This is a genomic window from Chthonomonas sp. (assembly GCF_035294505.1).
Classification (GTDB): Bacteria; Armatimonadota; Chthonomonadetes; order Chthonomonadales; family Chthonomonadaceae; genus Chthonomonas.
Window position 1 is genome coordinate 1 of sequence record NZ_DATGKU010000182.1, and the last position, 20,300, is coordinate 20,300.

Here is a 20,300-nt window from a genome sequence, read left to right on the forward strand (position 1 = left end):
CGTTCGGTGGTCTATATTGATGCCTCAGAGACCGTGCGGGTTGAACCCGACATCTTTGACGAGATGATGGGCGTTGAGCCGCAGGTGGAGCAGAGCCATTGGGAAGGTTCCGGGGTGATCATCACGCCGGATGGCTACATTTTGACCAATGAACATGTGGTAGGTCGTAGCGACAGCGGGCGCACAATTACGGTGACTTTGGCCGATGGAAGGCGATTCAAGGGGCATTTGGTAGGGGCGGACTATACCACCGATGTGGCGTTAGTAAAGATTGATGGGCATAACCTGCCGGCCGCCAAATTGGGAACGGTAAGGGGCTTGGTGCCAGGGCAGATCTGTGTGGCCATCGGAAATCCACTTGGCTTACGGTTCACCGTTACCAACGGGGTGATCAGCGCGCTCGATCGCCCTATCGCAACCGATGATGGACGCATCTACTCCCACCTCATTCAGCACAGTGCTGCCATTAACCCGGGCAATTCGGGCGGCCCCCTTGTGGATATCGAGGGGCGTGTTATCGGCATCAACACGCTAGTTCGCCAACATGCTGAGGGCATCGGCTTTGCCATCCCCATTGATACTGCCCTGCAAGTTGCCGAAGAGCTTAAGGCCTACGGCAAAGTTCCACGACCTTGGCTTGGTGTGGTAGTGCAGACCAATACGCCTTCTTTAGCAACACGTTTTGGGCTGCCACCGGTGAAAGGTGTTGTCGTTACCGGCGTGTACCGTGATGGGCCGGCGGCCCAAGCCGGCATCGAGCCGGGCGATGTTATTACCCGCATCAATGGCCGACCGATAACGGATAGCGACCAGTTCCGTGCGGTTACGCAGGGTTTGAAGGTGGGGAGCACGGTGACTCTGGAGGTGCATCGAGGCGACCAGTACGCCCAGGTTCAGGTTCAGGTGGCTCAACAGCCCTAACCCTGTAAAAGATTCGCGGTTCTGCCACAATTCTGGAATGGGAGGGCGGAGATTCTGAAGGGAGCGAGCATAAAAAATACAGAAAAGCACACATGTTCATTCAAGCGCGATTTAAGGGTACTATATCATCCGTACCGGTTCAAAAAGCATAGTGCACATTCGTGCCCGCGAGCAGGCAAATAAAAAACATCATCCATCAGGGGCGGTTTCCCTAACGGAGTATCGGTCATTGTCCGCGGGTTGCTGCCGTGCCTTCGGCAGCGGCTTCAGGAAGGGATAAGGAGTCACTCGCTATGGAGACAGGATTACAACGATGGAAGCGGTCGCTTTCGCTTACCAATGATCTAGCGACGGCCACCCCGGAGCAGCGCGAGGAGCTGTACTGGCTGCAGCGCTGTGCGGAGGGAGATGAGCGCGCCGTGCGCTGGATACTGCAAAAGTATCGTGATCGGGTTGTACGCTTGGCCGCTCAGGTATTGCGCAGTTCACGTGAAGCGGAGGATATAGCGCAGGAAGCGTTTGTAAAAGCGTTTCGCCAGATCGGACAGTTTCGTGGTGAGGTCAGTTTTTACGCATGGCTCTATCGCATCGTTGTGAACCTGTGTTTAGATAGGATGCGGCGTAAAAGCACCAAGCTTGAGACCTCTCTTGATGCGGAGGCTCTTTCAACGCTCGTTGCTCCGAGCGTTGATACCGATCAGCGGCTTGCTATCGAACAGATCATCAACTCGCTATCGCCGCCCATTCGTGCCGCACTCATTCTGCGAGAGGTGGAGGGTCTCGAGTATGCAGAGATAGCTGAAGTATTGGACATTCCTGTAGGCACGGTGCGCTCACGTTTAAGCGCCGCAAGAGAGCAGTTTCGCCAGAAGTGGCTCGCGTTGCAGGAGGAGATAGAGAATGTCTGATCCATGCCGGCGATGGCGCCGACTGCTTTCTTTGGAGATGGATGGGGCTTTGCCGTTTGCGAAGCGTCAGGAGTTGTTTGCGCATCTTCAGACATGTGCCTCTTGTCGCAACGCCTACGAGGCCTACCAGCAGATGCGGGCGTACCTGCAACAAGAGAATGGGTGTGGGGTTTCCCCCTCGTTAGATGACCGCGTTCTGCAGGCTCTAGCGCAACCGCAGCCTCTTACTTGGTGGGAACAGAGAAAGGCGGTGATCGTCTTTTTGGCTCAGGCTGCAGCTGGTGCAGTAGCCGCAGCAGCAGTTACCTGGATTTTGCTGCTATCTTCGCTTCATCTGTCGCGGCCCTCTCGGGGAGTGCCTGGAGATATACAGCTCACGAAGAGCCATCGTTTTGTGCCGGGCACCCTGGCGTTACCTTTAAACACCTCTTCACCGCGAGCAGCCCTCATGTGGCACTCGACTTCAGCGCCCGAAGTTCGTACGTATACCCCTCAATAGCCACGATGCCAGCTACGCATTCGCAGCCATGGGAGCCTCATCAGCCTAAGCCGCTTTTTACCGCTCCCAAAGGGTGGGGATCGGTAAAAGGCTGGTATTTCGGCATCGTTATCGGGGTTTTGGGCGGGCTGGCACTTCTGCCTTTCACTCGGAACATACTTGTCGCCCAGTGGGAGACTTCCTTAACCTCCGGATATAGCGGGTTGGTTGCGCCCATGCATCTATCGGCGAGTGACGCCGCCCGCCTAGAGTGGGTGGCGAATGCAGAGCCATCGGATGTTCTCGTGCAGATGGGGTTCATTTCGGCAAGCCTAGATCATCCTCTTTCTGCTTCCAACTTCTCAGCGAACACTCTCTCACGGCTTTTAGGGCTTATACAAAAACATCCGAATAGGGCGGGGTTGTACGCCCTTTTGGTGCGTGTAGCGCTTCAGCAAGAGAGCAGCGACGTGGTTGCTGCCGATCTTTCGATGAACCCTGTGCCCGCCTCCAGACCCAACACGCTTTCTCCTGTAGCACCACAAAGGGCAGCGATACTCGAAGCGGCCTTGAAGAGAGGCGAACAGCTAGAGCCGAACAACGCCTTTTGGCCGGCCATGCGCGCTTGGCTTTACTTTTCCGATCACCAGGAGTCACAAGGCGAGCGGGCGTTGGAACGTGTTATCTCTACTTCTCAGTGGGACTCGCATCTTTATGAACAGGTGTTAGGGGAATGGCGGCTCTATGCACAGGTTTTCGGCGATCAGGGGGCTTTACAGAAGCTTGAGCCGCTTACGCTACTCTCTTTCCCGCATTTGCAGGCCTTGCGGGCCATGGCTTTTCATGTGCATGATGAGGCCGAGCAGGATATAGCGGTGGGGCACCTATCTCAGGCGTTCCGGCTGCATCATGCGCTAGCTCGTTTGGGCGAGATACTGCGCGACACGGCCCCGTGGGCCTACGAGGCCCTTTTGGGAACCGATTTAGTGCTCATTGCGAGCACGGGAGATAAGACACCCTTGCAAGGAGAGGGGATGATCGACTCGTTAACTACATGGGAGCCTTACGGTCGGCGCTATCTAGCCCTGTTACGTCGTAGCGGAGAGGAGGCAGAGGCCCGTTGGCTAGAGCATGAGGTTATCAAAAGTTTGAAACTGCGTCAGACGCTGGGGCTTGCGCGTTCCGTGGCGCCCTATGATGGGGTACCGCCCGGTATTCCTCTTAAGGCTCTGCTGTCCGATTGGATGTTGGGAGTGCTTACACTGCAGCAGATGATGGGACTTTTGGGCAGCTTTTTTATTCTCGGTGCCGGGTCGCTGCTGATAAAACGGTTTCCGCGTGCACCACTTTTGCTCTTTCTGGCGCTTGCGATACTTTTTATAGGTTTGCTCTATCTCTTTTCCCTTCTACCCTCGATGGGGTGGGCATTAGGGGTTCTTGTCTGTGGGGTGCTGTTATGGCTGGTGGGTTTGTCCTGGCTATCTGGTCGTCTTTTTGACAAGGAGGAACCGAGAACGGAGCCTTCTTGGAAAACGAGCGCCCTTTGTATTATTTTAGCCTTCGGGGTAACGGCAGCTTTGTGGGGTGGGCTTCATGTGCAGATAGGGCAGATGCACCCTTTGGCGCGCGTGTTGTCGGGATTGGATAGTGTTGGGCCTCATGAAGACCAGGCGCAGATGCTTCTACGTTGGTTTCTTGGCCTGTCGTTTGCGTTTGTGGTCTGCATGTCGGGGGGAACGAGAAGTCTGTTGTTGAGGCACAGGCCTTTAGAGGGGGCTTTTCAAGTGGTTCGCAACCTGCTGTGGCCTGCGCTAGCCCTTATGGTGATTGTCTACCTCGCTCTGCTGCAGATTACCATTAGGCAGGATGCCCGCACCGCAGCGGCCATTCAACAGGCTGCAATTAATGATAGAGAGTGGGTATTAACGCATACATTGTCTGAATAGAGCACTTTTGCGGAAATATTGCGATTTTGCGGGTGAGAGTGCTATAATCTGCACTTGGTTTTCTAAATGGCGGTAGGCCACATGAGGAGAGTATGGAGCGTACTTTTATTATGGTAAAGCCGGACGGTGTGGAGCGACGGCTTGTGGGTGAGATCGTTCGGCGATTTGAGCAGAAGGGGCTACGACTGGTCGGCATGAAGCTGCTGTTGCCCAGTCGCGAGCTTGCCGAGAATCACTACGCCGTGCATCGTGAGCGACCCTTCTTTCAAGACCTTGTGAATTTCATTACCAGCGGGCCGGTAGTCGCGATGGTATGGGAAGGGCCTAATGCGGTACGCCTTGCCCGATCTCTTATCGGTGCCACAAACCCGCTTGATGCCGCTCCGGGAACCATACGGGGTGATTTTGCTACAGAGATCACCACGAATCTCGTACACGGTTCCGATTCGGTGGAGACTGCGGAAAAGGAGATAGCACTCTGGTTTCGACCGGAGGAGCTGTTACGCTAAGCGCTTCGAAAAATCTTGCAATCGGCGTAAAAAAGATTTCCCGTATTCGCGCGAAATGCGGTATAATCTGAGAGGTAGGGTAGAAGGAACCTTCCCTACTTTGAAGAGATTCTGTGCTTCCACAAGAAGTTGAAATAGGCTAGATAGAGAGGAACCATCATGGCAAAAACCATTGCCGAACGCTCCGCGAGGGGCGAGCTAACACGCGATGAGCTTATTGACCTCTATCGTCTTATGCTCCGTATCCGGCGGATGGAAGAGTCGGTCTACCAGAAATTCCACGAGGGCAAGATCGGGGGCTATCTTCATCGCTACGATGGTCAAGAGGCCCTTGTAGCCGGTGTCATTCCCCAACTGCGTCTTCCTGGGGATTATGTGCTCTGCACCTATCGCGATCATGCCCATGCGTTGGCCTGTGGCACCGAGATGCGCTCCATCATGGCGGAGCTTTTGGGGCGCGCCACCGGCTGTGCCGGTGGAAAAGGAGGCTCGATGCACCTGATCAATCCAGATCGCGGCTTCCTGGGCGGCGACGGCATTGTTGGAGGGCCGGTGCCGATCTCTCTGGGGGTTGGCTACGCGTTGAAATATAGAGGGGGCGACAACATCTGCGTCTGCTATTTCGGCGACGGGGCCATGAACCAGGGGGGAGTGCATGAGGCTTTGAATATGGTGGGTCTCTACAAGCTCCCCATTCTTTATGTGCTGGAAAATAACCAGTACGCCATGGGAACTTCGGTGCAGCGCTCCACCGGGCAGCCCGACTTCGTGTTGAAGGCGAAGGCGCACGGCATTGAGGGAGAGCGGGTAGATGGCATGAACGTGCTGACCATGCATGAGGTCGCTCGCCGAGCCATTGAACGCATCCGCCAAACGGGAGAGGCCTACTTTTTGCAGGCCGACTGCTATCGCTTCGTGGGGCACGGCATTGGAGATGATAACACCAAAGGTTGGATGTTCTACCGAACCGAAGAAGAGGTTCAAAAGTGGCGTGAGCGCGATCCGATCCTGCAGCTTCAGAAGTATCTCCAAGAGCACAGCCTTATCTCCGCGGAAGAGCTAGATCAGATCGAACAAGAGGCCCGCGCCGAGGTCGCCGACGCCATTGCTTTTGCTGAAAACAGCCCCGAACCTCCTCTCGATAGCCTCTACGATCATGTCTATGTGTAGATGCCAACACCAAAAGGGAGGAGTTCTTTTTTAGACCATGGCTCGTATGCGCTATAATCAGGCCCTGCGACTCGCCCTTGCGGAGGAGATGGAGCGCGACCCCAATGTGTTTATCTGCGGCGAGGACGTGGGGCAGTATCAGGGAACCTATCGGGTAACCGAAGGGTTGTTTCAACGGTTTGGCCCCCGCCGTGTGCTCGATACACCCATCAGCGAAATCGGTATTGCCGGCCTCGCTACCGGAGCAGCCATGGTGGGGCTGCGGCCGGTAGCCGAGTTCATGACTTGGTCGTTTGCTTTAGAAGCGATGGACCAGCTGGTGAATCATGCCGCGAAGATCACCTATATGTCTAGCGGTCGAATCCACTGCCCCGTCGTCTTTCGTGGGCCGGCCGGGGTAGGAACGCAACTGTCTGCTCAACATTCGCAAAGCCTTGAATCGTGGTATGCCCACACTCCCGGCTTCAAAGTGGTGGTTCCCTCCACACCGGCCGACGCGAAAGGCCTTCTGAAAGCCGCAATTCGAGACGATAACCCGGTGATTTTTATGGAGCATGCCAGCCTGTATGGGCTTGCCGGTGAGGTGCCGGAGGACCCCGATTTCACCATTCCTTTGGGGGTCGCTTCGGTTGTGCGCGAAGGCTCCGATGTAACTCTGATCTCCTATCTGCGATGCCTTCATCTGTGCCTCAAAGCAGCAGAGATATTAGAGAAAGACAACATCTCTTGTGAGGTCATTGACCTCCGTACGCTCGTGCCGTTAGACATGGATACCTTGTTGCGTTCCATTAAAAAGACCCATCGTGCCGTGGTGGTTCACGATGAGTGGCGCAATGTGTCTATCAGCGCGGAGATCGCGGCTCGGCTCTACGAGCAGGGCTATGACGAGCTGGATGCGCCCATCGAGCGCGTGGCCGGGGCCGACGTGCCCATGCCTTACGCGCGCAATTTGGAGCGGGCCGCCATTCCCAATGAGAACGAGATTGTAGCCGCGGTGAGGCGCACACTCGCCTAGGTCTCTAGACAAAGTATTTTTATCATTCCAGAAAGGTCGAAAAGAGGCTACGCTTCCAAAGGCATGGCCTCCTTTCTATCTGTTGAGGTGAACTCATGGCAGAAGTTCGCATGCCTAAAATGGGCGATGGCATGGAAGAGGGGACGATCATCGCTTGGCTGAAGAAAGAGGGCGAGCCTGTCGCCAAAGGGGAGGCCATCGCCGAGATCGAAACGGATAAAGCAAGAGTCCCTCTGGAGTCGTATGAGGAGGGGGTCTTGACAAAGATTTTGGTGCAGCCAGGCGAGACCGTCCCTATTGGAACGGTCGTTGCCATTGTCGGGGAGCCGGCCGCCCAGAAAACCGATTCGCAACGCTCGAACGGCGCAACGGTTACCTCGTCCACCGAGGAATCCAAAAATCTGCTTTCCTCTGCCCAGACGCCGATAAATACCTCTACTCCGCTCTCGCAAGCGACGAGAACAACAAGCGCTTCGTCGGAGGAGCGCGTGCGTGCCTCAGGCCTCGCGCGCTCCATTGCAAAGCAGTACGGCATAGACTTGCATCAGATCAAAGGCACCGGGCCAAATGGGCGCATCGTTGAGCGCGATGTACGTGCCTTTCTGCAAACCCAAACAAAACCAACGGCTCCGGCAACCGCTCCCACTGTGGAGCGAGCGCCAGAAACTGTGCCCACAACCGTTCCGGGACAAGAGATACAGCCATCCCGTATGCGCCGCGCCATTGCCGAACGCACGCGCAAGAGCAAGCAGAACATCCCCCATTTCTATGTCACTATGGTCATCGAGATGGATCGGGCGCGGACGCTTTTGCAGGAGCTTAACGCGGACGCAAGCGATGGAAATAAGATCACCATTAATGACCTCATCGTTAAGGCCTGCGCTATAGCCCTTACTCGTGTGCCCGAAGTTAACGCTTCATGGACGGATAATAATACCATCGTTCGCCATGAGGCCATTCATATCGGGATCGCCGTGGGCATCGAGGAGGGACTGATCGTGCCGGTGGTGCGCGATTGTCAGGCAAAGACGTTAAGGCAGATATCCGCCGAAGCCAAGCAGCTAATCGCCAAAGCCCGCAGCGGCCAGCTGAAGCCGGAGGAGTATAGCGGCAGCACATTCAGTATTTCCAACCTCGGCATGATGGGCGTGGATGAGTTTACCGCCATTATCAACCCGCCCGACGCTGCGATATTGGCGGTGGGCGGCATTTTCCGTGAGCCGGTGGTGGTTGGCGATTCCGACGAGATCGCCATACGTGCCCGCATGAAGGTGACCCTCTCCGCCGACCATCGGGTGCTCGATGGAGTGGTGGCCGCCCGATTTTTGCAGGAGCTGAAGCGGGTGTTGGAAGCGCCTCTATCGTTGCTCTCCTAAAGATTCGCCAGCTGAAACGCACATCGGTAAGAGAATGGGAACCTCTTTGCAAGCAAAATCCGGTAAAATGCACAGGCAGTACGGCTTCGGTGCCGTGTAAAGGAACAGGATGCCGTTATGAAACCGGCGCGCTTCTTCTTCTCTGAGAAGCTTCTCGAATACGATATGGGGCCGGGGCATCCTCTCAAGCCAATTCGGCTGGAAATGACCTACGCTCTTCTGGAGAGTTATGGTCTTTTTGAGGAGGCCTTGGAAAAGGTTGAGCCGGAACTTGCAAGCGATGAAGAGGTCTGTCTGTCTCATAGTGCGGAGTATCTTGATGTGCTACAGCGTTTGGAGAGGGGCGAACCGGTGCCCGATGTGTACCGGTATGGGCTAAATACACCCGATAACCCTCTGTTCCCCCGCATCTATACCGCCTCTATGCGCTATACGGGGGCCTCCATAGGGGCAGCACAGGCCGTGATCGAGGCAAAATCACAAGATGGCCAGCCGGTGGCCTTCAATTTGTCGGGCGGGCTGCATCATGCACACTACGGTCGTGCCTCTGGCTTTTGTGTGTTAAACGACTGTGCGGTAGGAATACGACGCCTGCTTCGTGGGTTTTCGCGGGTGGCGTATGTAGACATTGATGTCCATCATGGAGATGGGGTGCAGGAATCGTTTTATCGTGATCCGAACGTTCTGACCCTCTCGATCCATGAGAGTGGAAGAACGCTCTTTCCCGGCACCGGTTTTCCGGAGGAGATAGGAGAAGGGGCCGGATTGGGCACAAGCGTTAATATTCCGTTGGCACCAAACACGCCCGATGAGGTGTGGCTTTGGGCATGGCGCGAGGTGGCGATTCCTATCCTAGAAGCCTACCATCCCGAAGCCATCTTTCTGCAGATGGGAACCGACGCCCACGCCTACGACCCGCTCGCGCATGTCTGTTTAAGCGCGCAAGGGTGGTTGGAGGCCGTTAAGGATGTAAAAGCTTTGGGCAAACCCATTGTCGCCGTGGGGGGAGGCGGCTATAATTTAACCACCGTTCCGCGCATGTGGACGTTGGCGGTGGCCACGCTGATCGGCAAGGAGATAGCGGACACAACCCCGCAGAGCTATGCCTATCACGAAAGCATACCGCAGCTTACCGACCCCATCAAGCCGGCAGTCTCCGACGCAGAGCGCCAGGCCGCATGGGCATTTGCTAAAAGAACCGTTCAACAAGTCAAAAGCCTTCTCTTTCCTTACTATGGGCTAGGCAAATCCAGCATCAATTAACAATGCTTGCGAAGGAGCATCTCAAATCAACATGATCAAAGCAAAGTGGGTGCTATTCCCTGCACTGGGAATAGCTTTAACGATGATGTGGCAAGGCGCTATGGCGGCGCCTCAAGCGCAGCCGAATGCCGGGGCATCCCAACAGGCCAACAGTTCGGCCCCTAGTGGGGGCGCGCCGCAAATTGTGGGTAGCGTTTTTGGTGAGAACCTGACCTGGGACGACTTTATTTCCCAGTTTCGGAAGGACTTTCCCCAACAGTTTGAGAGTACCGTCGCCCAGGTGATCGGCCCGTCGGTGGCCGATCAGCTCTTTGGTGACAGCCCTAAAACGTCGGTTACGTTGACACAGGATGAGGTGCTACAACAGTTGAAACAAAACCCACCGGCTAGTCTCTACAATGCGGTAAATGCCATTTTGCAACTCATGATGGTGGAGCATGAGGCTGCTGCCGAGGGGGTAACCGTTACCCCTACCGAGGTCGATCAGGCGCTGGATCAGCAGCTCAAACAGTTGCGAACGCAGGGGATCATTCCGGCCAATCTCACAGACGATCAGTTTCTTGCCCAGCGCCATATCAGCCGCGATCAACTACGCGTGTCGGAGCGTTTTCGCTTGTTGCTCGAGGGGTTGATGAAAAAAGACCTTGAGAAGAAGCTTGGACACCCCATAGGGCCAGGCGATTTTGTGGATGCGCGTCATATCCTCATCAAAGCGCCCGACATTCAACCGAACTCCTCGGCCGCCGATAAAAAGGCTGATGCCGATGCAAAGGCGAAAGCCGAACAGATTCGCGCGCAGATTCTGGCTAAAAAGATCAGTTTTGAGGATGCGGCCAAGAAATATAGCGACGACACCAACTCCAAAATCCGAGGGGGTGATTTAGGCGTCTTCATGCGTGGGCAGATGGTGGCTCCCTTCGATGCAGCGGTTTTTAGCCTAAAACCGGGGCAGATCAGCCAGCCGGTACATACGCAGTATGGCTACCACCTTATCGAAGTGATAAAGACCGGAGATCAGATTCCGGCCGATCAGCGCCAACAGGTGCTTGATCAAGTGCTTAATCAACAGGCGAACGAGTATATCACGCAGCTATCTCAAAAGGCCGGTTTGAAAAACAACCTACAACCACCTCCGGCCCCTATGGGCTTGCCGCCGCAGGCCGGGCGTTAAGATGCTCTGCTAGAGAGGGACTCGGAAGATGCTAGGTCGTTCTTTAGGTTCGCTAATATCTGCATGGGTTCGCATCGCTTGGGTAGGCGGCCTTGGTTTAGGGCTTTGGGTGCTATCCCAAAGCCCTAACCTGCCCGTCTACGCACAAGGGAACGGCGATCAGAATCCGCCTTCGACTTCGGGTACCACCGTTACTCCAACGCCCCAAAAGCAAGAGGAGGATTTGAAAGCCCTTCAAAAACAGCAGCAAACACCTGTTGCACCGCCCGCTAATCCGCTGGTGCAGCCGACGGATAGCAGCGGCAAAAGCCTCAACGGCACGCCAAACAAGGCGGTGGAGCAGACCCTAGAGCAGAGCCTAAAGGATTTCGGAGATTTTAGCCCGAATCCGCCAGATGCCCGCACCTTTAAACGACCTGAAGACCTCCCTCTCTTCGGTTACGACTTTTTCGAGCCGGCACGAGAATACATTCTCGCCCGACGCGCCTTTTTGATGCAGTACTATCCCTATCTCAAAATGACTATTGGAGGGGCTGCAACATCTTCTTCTACGTCTCCGACCTCCTCAACACCGCCCACCAGCAATTCGAATACAACCGGCACGGTGCTGGGCAACCCAATGTCACAACCTCCCACCACTGCGCCCACTTTAACCCAGCCTACTCTGCCCATGGTACCACCTGCTGTGGGGGCGCCCTCCACCCAGCAACCGCCTTTAGGGCCTCTTGGCGCTGCAGCATTAGGAGCGGGCACAACAGGGCAAACCGCCGTACCCTCCGAGAACTCTCAGAACCCAACGCCCTCTTCGGGGATGGAGGGCCAATATCCCTATGCTGCCCCCTATAACTATCCCTATGGCGCCTACGCCAATATGCCTCCCCTGATGGGCTATCCCTATGGCAACCCTCTTTACCCACCATTGGGCAGCCCTTATGCGGTGCCTAGCGGCGTTTCTGGTAGTCCCACAACGCAACAGCCCGGAGAAAACGCGATCAATGCCTACAATGGAGTGGCCGACCCACTCGAGCAGATGGTGTTCAATATCATCTCATCCCCTCCCTTGAACTATCAGCTCTTTGGTGGAGATGTGGTGGTCGTTCGTTACTCTAATCCGGCTATGGAGCCGCGCGTTCTTACCTTGCAGGTAAGCCCGCAAGGGGAGTTGGATTTAGGTAAAGATGGGCGAGTGAATGTGGCAGGAATGACGTTGGCCCAGGCAGAGCAGGCCCTACGTGCTCATCTGAGCCGCTACTATCGCAATGTGGATGTCTCTATCAGCCTCTCACGATTGCGCACTATTTCGGTAACCGTGATGGGGCATGTGTTTGCGCCCGGCACCTACATTGTGCCGGCGGTGGCAACCGCTTTTAACGTGCTGTATGCTGCCGGCGGCCCCACAAAGGATGGCTCGTTTCGCGATATCGAGGTGCGGCGTGGCAATAAGGTTTTGCCTCTGGACCTCTATCAACTCATGGCCGATCTACCCGCCAAGGGAGGAACCTCTCGCTTCGATATTCCGCTTCAACCGGGCGATGTCATCTTCGTGCCCGGCACCGACGAACGAGTCTATGCTATGGGAGAGGTGCGCTCACCGGCTTGTTATGAGTTGAAGCAAGGGGAGACGTTGGCCGATCTCCTACACCTTGCCGGGGGGGTTCGCGCTGCCGGAGTTAGCCACGCGGTGCAGGTGATTACGGTGCAGCCAGGAAAGGCGAGGGTGATTCACACGGTGGACCTCGCAGATAGCTCTGCCGTTGCGCATTTTCGCCTTTATGATGGGGATATTGTGAATGTGCTGCAGTTGCGGCCTACCATTCAGAACGTGGTACGGATTGAGGGGGCTGTCGCTCAGCCAAGCGCCTATGCGCTCACCCCCGGAATGCGCGTGGCCGACCTGGTGCAGATGGCCGGTGGCCCTCTAAGTGAGGCCTACCTCCAACGCGCCGCTCTCTACCGATGGAACCCAAGCGGCATTCCAACCTACATTCCCATCAATTTGGCCGCCGCTCTAGAGGGCGATCCCACAGCCAATATTCCCTTGCAACGGTGGGATAAACTGGAAATTTATACCGTCCAACAAGCGGCCTTTATGGGGGAGCGTAAGGTAACCGTTCGCGGAGATGTACAGCGCCCAGGCGTGTATCAGTATAGCGAAGGGATGCATCTCAGCGATCTGCTGCTGAAGGCCGGTGGGCCTCTGCCTGATGCTGCCTTAGTGGTGGATGAGCGCCAAAATGGAGATGGAAGCAAGCGCTACTACTATGCCACCCTAGATGAGCTACAGGCGGGAGATAGTAAGAAGAACATTGCGGTGCACGATAACGATGTTGTTGCCGTCTACACCGAAGCGCAGGCGCAGTATATGCCGGCACATAAGGTGGTGATCTTAGGGTTAGTGAACGCTCCCGGTCAGTACGATAGGGGCGAGGATATGCATCTCAGCGATCTGCTGCGACTCGCCGGCGGGCTACTGCCAAACGCCAGCAACCAGATCGTGATAGCCCACGCGCGTCAATTCGTAAACGGCAACGAAAGCCCCACCCAAACCGTGATGGTTACGCGAGGCCCCCACGGAGAGTGCGTGCCCGATCAAGACCCCCTGTTGCGCGATGGGGATGTGGTGACCGTCCCTGGAGTGGGGCATTATCAGGAAAAGCCGATGGTGGCCTATATTCAAGGGCAGGTGGAGCATCCGGGCCCCTACATTATCACCAAAACGACCCGTATCAGCGATCTGGTTCGCATGGCAGGTGGGCTAACAAAAGAGGCATTTCCCGAAGGTGCCCAGTTCAACAGAAACCCAGATGAGATGGCCTCGCCGGAGCAGAAACAACTTGCTCGCGTCATTAGCGACCTTTCCGACCTCTATAACCAAAGTGACTACAAACGACAGCTAGCGCTTTCCGACTTAGAGCGCATTAAGGCTGCGGGCAATGCGGCCACAAGCAGCGTGCCGCTCACTACCAACGGGCAGGCCGCCACTAGCTCGGCCGCGGCCACATTGGCTTTGGAGCTTTCCAAGCGCGATCTGGTCTCGCCACCGCGGGAGCTTGGCCCAACCGACCTGCAGCCCAACGGCAACATCGCCATTAACCTGCCAGAAGCGCTGAAACATCCGGGGGGACCCGACGATCTGCTTTTGGCAGACGGCGATCAACTCACCATTCCAACCGTACCAACAACGGTACAGGTTATTGGCGCCGTTGTTCAACCGCGAGGGGTGATCTATCGTAAGGGAGAGGGAATTTCTTACTACGTCAATCAAGCAGGCGGTTATGCTCCGGATGCGGCTTTAGACCATATCGTGGTGATTCATGCAGGGGGTGGTCTCACGCCAGGCTATAAAGTGCGCTCTTTAGAGCCTGGCGATCTGATCTTTGTTCCTACGAAGGTGCTTGCCGCCAAACTTTCGGGGGGAGGAAACAACATTGAGGACTTCTTCCGCGCCCTTACCACCAGCGCCATCATTTTCCGCATCGCCACCGGGCTGGTGGGCTTGTAAGGCGGTCGCGCCGTTCCGTAAAAAGTGAGGCTAGGCTCCAGTTTGAAGGCGAAGATACCGAAGAATCTCTTGACAAGGAGCGAGCTGTCGTGCCAAAATAGTAGAGGCTTTTCGGAAAAGCTCTCTATTCCCCGCTAGCTCAATCGGCAGAGCATTCGGCTGTTAACCGAAGGGTTGATGGTTCGAGTCCATCGCGGGGAGTTCCAAAGGTGACAAGGTAGAACTTCAACTGAAGTTCTACCTTTTTGCTTTGTAGAGCAGACGCGGGGCCGGATATTACGCACTACAGGGGGCAAGTAGACCAACTAGACTGTAATCCAACAACACCATTTTGTGAGAGTCAAGGTGCAAGCATGAAAATATTAGGACTCGACGTTGGAGAAAAAACGATAGGGGTTGCCATAAGTGATGAGGAGGGGCGTTGGGCTTTTCCGCTGAAAACCATTGTTCGCCAGGAGGGATGGCGACGCGATATGGCAGCCCTTCGTGAGCTGATAGAGGCGGAGAAGATCGGGCGGATCGTGGTGGGAATGCCCCTACAGTTAGACGGGCAAAAAGGCGTTCAAGCCCAGAAAGTGGAGGCGTTTATTGCCATTTTGCGTAGAAATGTGCGTATTCCCATAGAGGTTTTTGATGAACGTCTCACCACGGTGGAGGCGGAGAAGGCTCTGCGTGCTTTGGAGACAGACCCACAACGCCGAAAAGAGGTCATAGATGCGAATGCAGCCAGTTTGATTTTGCAGACCTATCTAGACCGTCGGCAGAACAGAGAAAAAGAGCCGTTCAAGCCGGAATCACTGTGATTAAGAAGCATGCAACGAGCCGACCATATAGAGAATGCCCTGTTAACGCAGTTTTTGTCGAATCATGTTGGGGTTTAGCAACATGGTATTTAGGCACCTGTTGCGCACTCCCTTCGCCCTCTTGGTCGTCGGATCGTGTACAATAAGTGGTATGGGCATAGGGCATCTTGCTTGAGGCAAAGCAACGCGCCCCTCGTGATGAGTGTTTGAGATGGCACTATCTGGCGAGAGTAGAGAGCGTATGCAGCAAGAGGATGGGCGTTCCGAGGGAACCCCACGGAAGTCGTTGGATGCAAGTAGGAAGGGAGGGGAACGGAGAGGGATTTTACGATTTTGTCCCCATCGTTATGTGCGTTCCGTTCTCGATATCGCCCCTCAGGAGCTATGGGAGCGCGGGTTTAAAGGGGTTATTTTGGATTTAGATAATACGTTGGTTCGGTGGCAAAAAGAGGAGATCGAGGCCGAGATGGCGAATTGGATTGAGGGGCTAAAGCAACTCGGTATTCGCATCTGCCTGCTCTCCAACTCCTTGCGCACGGGGCGGTCGCAGCGTATTGCCCGCCGTTTTGGCATTGAGGCGGTGGGATGGGCAAGGAAGCCTTCGCGAAGCGGGTTCCGACGCGCTTTAGAGGCGCTTGGCACCTCGCCTGCGGAGACGGTGATCATCGGCGATCAGATGTTTACGGACATTTTCGGTGGCAATCGCATGGGGTTATACACTATAATGGTGCAACCGTTACATCCGCATGAGTTTCTCTACACGCGTTTTGTAAGTCGTCCGCCGGAGCGGCTCCTTTTATGGTACTTTCGGCGTAGGGGGCATTTAAAGGAGGCACGGCTTTAGGGCTTCATGCAGGAGATAAGTGGAAAAACACGCGTGGTAGGGGTGTTCGGTTGGCCGATAGAACACAGCTTGTCGCCGGCCATGCACAATGCCGCCTTTGCCGCTTTAGGGCTTTCGTGGGTCTACGTGCCGTTTCCAGTGCCTCCGGATGGGCTACGAAAGGCGCTTGAGGCGCTGCCCGCCTTAGGGATTGTGGGGGTAAACCTAACGATTCCCCATAAAGAGCGGGCTATGGAATATATGCACAAACTCACTCCGATAGCGGAGGCTATTGGGGCGATCAACACGGTGCACTGCTTGCCGGAGGGGCTTTTAGGGGATAACACCGACGGGGAGGGTTTTTTTCGCCCTTTGCAAGAGCGCCACTACGAGGTTAATGGCAAAAATGCGCTGTTGGTGGGGGCCGGAGGAGCAGCACGGGCGGTGGCCTACACGTTGGCTCGAAAAGGCGTTAAGAAATTGACAATTGCAAACCGCACGCCGGAGCGTGCCGAACAGCTTGGGGAATGGTTACGGGCGCGCTGCCCTTTGCTTTTTGAGGTAGAGGCCATAAGCTTAGACTGCCGGTCGCACCTGCATGCGGTGATGGAAGAGGCCCAACTTCTGGTAAACTCAACGAGTGTGGGGATGTATCCCCATCATGAGGCGGAGCCGCCGATACCGCCGGAGTGGCTTCAACCGAATTGTTTGGTGTACGATCTCGTCTATAATCCTATGGAGACGCGCCTTTTGAAGGCAGCGCGAGCGCGCGGTTGCGCAACCATAGACGGTGTGCAGATGTTGGTGTGGCAAGGCGCTGCGGCTTTTGAAAGATGGGTAGGGCAAAGCCCACCGGTGGCGACGATGGAAGCGGCCGTAAGAGGTAAACTACAGGGAGTCTAGAGACGTAGCCGAAAATAGAACCGATGTTCCGCGTAATGGGAGGGAACAAAAAAGACTACAAAGGTGTTCTATATAGTTAGCAAGGTCTGCGTGTCTTTTTGGCCTGTGTTAGCAAAAATGCGTGGTGGCGGAGGCGGTTATCCAAAAGCACTCATCATTCGTTTATCATGAGACCGTTTCTGCCGAAGGGGAGCCTTCGAGCAGCACAAAAAAAGTGCTTGCACTCACAGAAAGCTTGTGATATAATCGGTGCAGCGTTTGACAGCAGTAAACGCAAGCGCGGTTCTGTGGTGGCTGCGTTCGTCGCAGCAAGCTGAAGACAGAGAGAAACCAACACGAACTCGCATAGGGTGGAGATAACTACCATGGTAATGGCACGCAAAAGTATGGGCGACTATATGCTGGAAAAGGGCTACGCCTCCCAGAGCCAAATAGAAGAGGCTCGAAAAATCCAGCAAACAACCAAGCAAGACCTTGCACGCATTCTCATCGAGATGGGCATTAACCCCGTACACGTCTACGAGGCAAAAGCCCAGGAGATGGGAGTCGCTTTCGTTAACCTCACCACCTACAAGCCGGATCCGAGCGCAATTAACGTGGTGCCCGACCATGTGGCCAAGGCCCACAATGTTCTGCCGGTGAAAAAGGATGGTCAGGTGCTCTATGTGGCTATGGGCGACGTGAACAACCTCGAAGTGCAAGATACACTTCGTATGGTCTCACGGTGCCAGATACGGCCGGTTCTGGCCGTGCCCGACCAGATAGAGCAGGCGCTTACCACCTATTACGGAGGAGGTGTGTCGGCCAATGCCGGCTCGGATGGCGCCAAGCCGAGCACGGAGCTCGTCGATTCGGATGCGCGTTCCGCCATGGCGCAGGCGATGGCCGAATACGGCGCCCGTGGCGATGCCGCTAAAGAGGTGGATGAGGAATCGGACTTGCGGGAACTGGTGGATCAAGCACCTATTGTTCGCCTTGCGGCCACCATCTTGCAACAGGCCATCAAAGAGCGTGCCTCCGATATTCATATTGAGCCAGATCGCCGTGGAATTCGCGTGCGTTACCGCATTGATGGCGTGCTCCACGAGATCATGCAGATGCCCGCCTATCTCAAGCTTCCTCTCGTGGCCCGCTACAAGATTTTGGCTGAAATGAACATCGCCGAACGACGCGTGCCGCAGGACGGTCGTATCGCCACACGCTATCAGGGCAAAGAGTACGACCTGCGCGTCTCCTGCTTGCCCAACCTGCACGGGGAGAAGATCGTCATGCGCATCCTCGACAAAAACAGCGTGATGATCGGTCTCAACAAACTCGGCTTTCTGCCGGAGGTGCAGGCACAACTCGAGGAGCTTGCCTCGCAGCCTAACGGTATGATCCTCTCCACAGGACCTACCGGACACGGGAAAACCACCACCCAGTACTCCCTGCTGAACAAATTGAACACGGTGGAGAAGAACATCCTAACGATTGAAGACCCAGTAGAGTACGTGCTTAGCGGCGTTACGCAGGTGCAGGTTAACCGAAAGGCTGGGCTTACGTTTGCCACAGCCCTGCGCGCCTTCCTCCGCCAAGACCCCGACATCATCATGGTAGGAGAGATGCGCGACCTCGAAACCGCAGAGATCGCCATTGAGGCCGCTCTTACCGGTCACCTCGTTCTCTCCACGCTGCACACCAACGATGCGCCATCGGCCACCATCCGTCTTATTGACATGGGCGTGGAACCCTTCCTTATCTCGGCGACGGTGATAGGGGTTCTGGCACAGCGTCTCGCACGGCGCATCTGCAACGAGTGCAAAGAGTTCTATGAGGCGCCGGCATCCGACCTGAGGAAGTTTGGCTTTAAGGTAGAAGACCCGGCCCAAACCGTGCAGTTGGCGCGAGGGCGTGGGTGTGAGGCCTGCCGCCATACCGGCTATCGAGGGCGTATCGGCATCTACGAGTTGATGCGTGTCAATGCCGAGATCGCTGAAATGATCGTGCGCCGCGCCCCTTTGGCCGACCTAAAGGAGGCTGCAAAGGCCAACGGCATGATGGAGTTGCGTGAGGATGGGTTGGCGAAGGTGCTCCAGGGCATTACTACCCCTGAAGAGGTGATGCGTACGGTCTTCACGGCAGGTTATTGAGCCTTCTGGAAGATTTGGTGCGTATACTATTTAGAGAGCGCGCTATTCTGACAGCGCTCTCTGAAAAAGCACTCTTTTGAATTCTGAAAGGGTTTTACGGAAGTGTCAAACATGAATCCGCCTAATCGTCCACCCCAACAAGGGACGCCACCGGTGGCCAACCCACTGATGGGCGCTCCGCAAACCGGAGGAACGCCCCCGCCACCGGTAAGCCCTCCGCCTCAGGCGGTGCAGGTAACAAGCGCACGCCCTGCACCGCTCGATGACGCCCATATAGACGACCTTCTGCGAATCGTCGTGGAAAAGGGCGCCTCCGACCTGCATCTGGCTGTGGGCATTCCTCCGGTCGTGCGCATTGATGGCGCTCTGCAGCCGCTGCCCTTTGAAAAGGTGACTCCGCGCGACTCGCAGCGCCTCGTCTACGAAATCCTCACCGACGAGCAGATACAGCGCTTCGAGACCGACCTCGAACTCGACTTTTCGTATCAGATGGCGCGCTCTGCCCGTTTCCGCGTAAACGTGTTTCGAGATAAGGGGAATGTGGCGAGCGCCTTCCGCCAAATTCCGCAAAAAATCCCCACCATCGAACAGCTCGGACTTCCGTCCGTGCTTATCGAGCTAACCCGCCTGCCCCGCGGGCTGGTGCTGGTAACAGGGCCTACCGGTTCCGGAAAATCCACCACGCTTGCGGCCATGATTGACCGCATTAACTCGGAACAGAGCCGCCATATCATCACCATCGAAGACCCCATCGAGTACCTGCATACGCATAAGTTCAGCATTATCAACCAGCGCGAGGTGGGGCAGGACACACGTCAGTTCAGTAAGGCTCTGCGTGCCGCCCTGCGTGAAGACCCCGATGTAATCCTCGTCGGAGAGATGCGCGACCTAGAAACCATGCAGATGGCGGTCTCCGCTGCCGAAACGGGGCACCTGGTGTTTGCAACCTTGCACACGAACTCGGCAGCCACTTCGGTGGAGCGCATCGTCGACTCGTTCCCGCCAGGCCAGCAGGAGCAGGTGCGCCTGCAGCTCTCTAACAACCTTCAGGCCATTCTCTGTCAGCAGTTGCTTCCGCGGGCCGGCCAGCCCGGTCGTGTATGCGCCATGGAGATCATGCGGGCTAGCCCGGCCATTCGCAATCTCATCCGTGAAAACAAGGCCCACCAGATCACCTCGATGATCCAGACCAGTGGAAGCCTTGGTATGCAGACCATGGATCAAGCGTTGCGCGACCTCTATCTGCGCGGCATCATTACGCTCGAGGAGGCCATGTCGCGCGCAATGAACCCAACCGAACTCGAAAAGATGATCCGTACCGTCACCATGCCGCAAGGGGGCCAGCCCGGCGGCCAGGGCGGTATGAACCGATACTAGGAGGCT

16 protein-coding genes and 1 tRNA gene are annotated in these 20,300 nt (G+C 55.8%); all 17 read left to right on the forward strand.

Annotated features, from left to right (window positions below; all coding sequences use genetic code 11):
- A partial coding sequence (locus VKV18_RS11035; protein ID WP_324204258.1) for a S1C family serine protease occupies positions 1-921 on the forward strand: 921 nt, incomplete at its 5' end.
- 293 nt (positions 922-1,214) lie between these two features.
- Positions 1,215-1,829: an RNA polymerase sigma factor gene (locus VKV18_RS11040; RefSeq protein WP_324204259.1), complete on the forward strand. Its 615-nt coding sequence runs from the start codon at positions 1,215-1,217 to the stop codon at positions 1,827-1,829.
- Positions 1,822-2,328 carry an anti-sigma factor gene (locus tag VKV18_RS11045; protein WP_324204260.1) on the forward strand — a complete coding sequence of 169 codons (507 nt, stop codon included), beginning with the start codon at positions 1,822-1,824 and terminating at the stop codon, positions 2,326-2,328. Before VKV18_RS11040 ends, VKV18_RS11045 begins: the two co-directional genes overlap by 8 nt.
- 5 nt (positions 2,329-2,333) lie before the next feature.
- A complete protein-coding gene (locus VKV18_RS11050; RefSeq protein WP_324204261.1) occupies positions 2,334-4,253 on the forward strand; it encodes a hypothetical protein in 1,920 nt (639 codons plus the stop codon).
- A gap of 92 nt (positions 4,254-4,345) precedes the next feature.
- Positions 4,346-4,762, forward strand: coding sequence for a nucleoside-diphosphate kinase (gene ndk / locus VKV18_RS11055; RefSeq protein WP_324204262.1), 417 nt, complete (start codon positions 4,346-4,348; stop codon positions 4,760-4,762).
- A gap of 159 nt (positions 4,763-4,921) precedes the next feature.
- Entirely contained in the window at positions 4,922-5,932 is a 1,011-nt protein-coding gene (gene pdhA, locus VKV18_RS11060; RefSeq protein WP_324204263.1) for a pyruvate dehydrogenase (acetyl-transferring) E1 component subunit alpha, read from the forward strand.
- Positions 5,933-5,969: 37 nt separating this feature from the next.
- Positions 5,970-6,947 (forward strand): pyruvate dehydrogenase complex E1 component subunit beta, encoded by a 978-nt coding sequence (locus VKV18_RS11065; RefSeq protein WP_324204264.1) that lies wholly within the window; start codon positions 5,970-5,972, stop codon positions 6,945-6,947.
- A gap of 95 nt (positions 6,948-7,042) precedes the next feature.
- Positions 7,043-8,323, forward strand: coding sequence for a dihydrolipoamide acetyltransferase family protein (locus tag VKV18_RS11070; protein WP_324204265.1), 1,281 nt, complete (start codon positions 7,043-7,045; stop codon positions 8,321-8,323).
- A 117-nt stretch (positions 8,324-8,440) separates the two neighbouring features.
- Positions 8,441-9,586 (forward strand): acetoin utilization protein AcuC, encoded by a 1,146-nt coding sequence (locus tag VKV18_RS11075; protein ID WP_324204266.1) that lies wholly within the window; start codon positions 8,441-8,443, stop codon positions 9,584-9,586.
- Positions 9,587-9,617: 31 nt separating this feature from the next.
- Positions 9,618-10,757, forward strand: a complete 1,140-nt coding sequence (locus VKV18_RS11080; protein WP_324204267.1) for a peptidylprolyl isomerase — start codon at positions 9,618-9,620, stop codon at positions 10,755-10,757.
- Between the two features lie 28 nt (positions 10,758-10,785).
- Positions 10,786-14,259 carry an SLBB domain-containing protein gene (locus VKV18_RS11085; protein ID WP_324204268.1) on the forward strand — a complete coding sequence of 1,158 codons (3,474 nt, stop codon included), beginning with the start codon at positions 10,786-10,788 and terminating at the stop codon, positions 14,257-14,259.
- Between the two features lie 128 nt (positions 14,260-14,387).
- Positions 14,388-14,460, forward strand: a tRNA-Asn gene (locus VKV18_RS11090).
- Between the two features lie 152 nt (positions 14,461-14,612).
- Complete coding sequence (gene ruvX / locus VKV18_RS11095; RefSeq protein ID WP_324204269.1) at positions 14,613-15,062, forward strand: Holliday junction resolvase RuvX; 450 nt, start codon at positions 14,613-14,615, stop codon at positions 15,060-15,062.
- A gap of 211 nt (positions 15,063-15,273) precedes the next feature.
- Entirely contained in the window at positions 15,274-15,906 is a 633-nt protein-coding gene (locus tag VKV18_RS11100) for a YqeG family HAD IIIA-type phosphatase (protein ID WP_324204270.1), read from the forward strand.
- A gap of 6 nt (positions 15,907-15,912) precedes the next feature.
- Complete coding sequence (locus tag VKV18_RS11105; RefSeq protein WP_324204271.1) at positions 15,913-16,788, forward strand: shikimate dehydrogenase; 876 nt, start codon at positions 15,913-15,915, stop codon at positions 16,786-16,788.
- 365 nt (positions 16,789-17,153) lie between these two features.
- Positions 17,154-18,917: a GspE/PulE family protein gene (locus tag VKV18_RS11110; protein WP_324204272.1), complete on the forward strand. Its 1,764-nt coding sequence runs from the start codon at positions 17,154-17,156 to the stop codon at positions 18,915-18,917.
- Between the two features lie 111 nt (positions 18,918-19,028).
- Entirely contained in the window at positions 19,029-20,294 is a 1,266-nt protein-coding gene (locus VKV18_RS11115) for a type IV pilus twitching motility protein PilT (protein WP_324204273.1), read from the forward strand.
- Positions 20,295-20,300 lie beyond the last annotated feature (6 nt).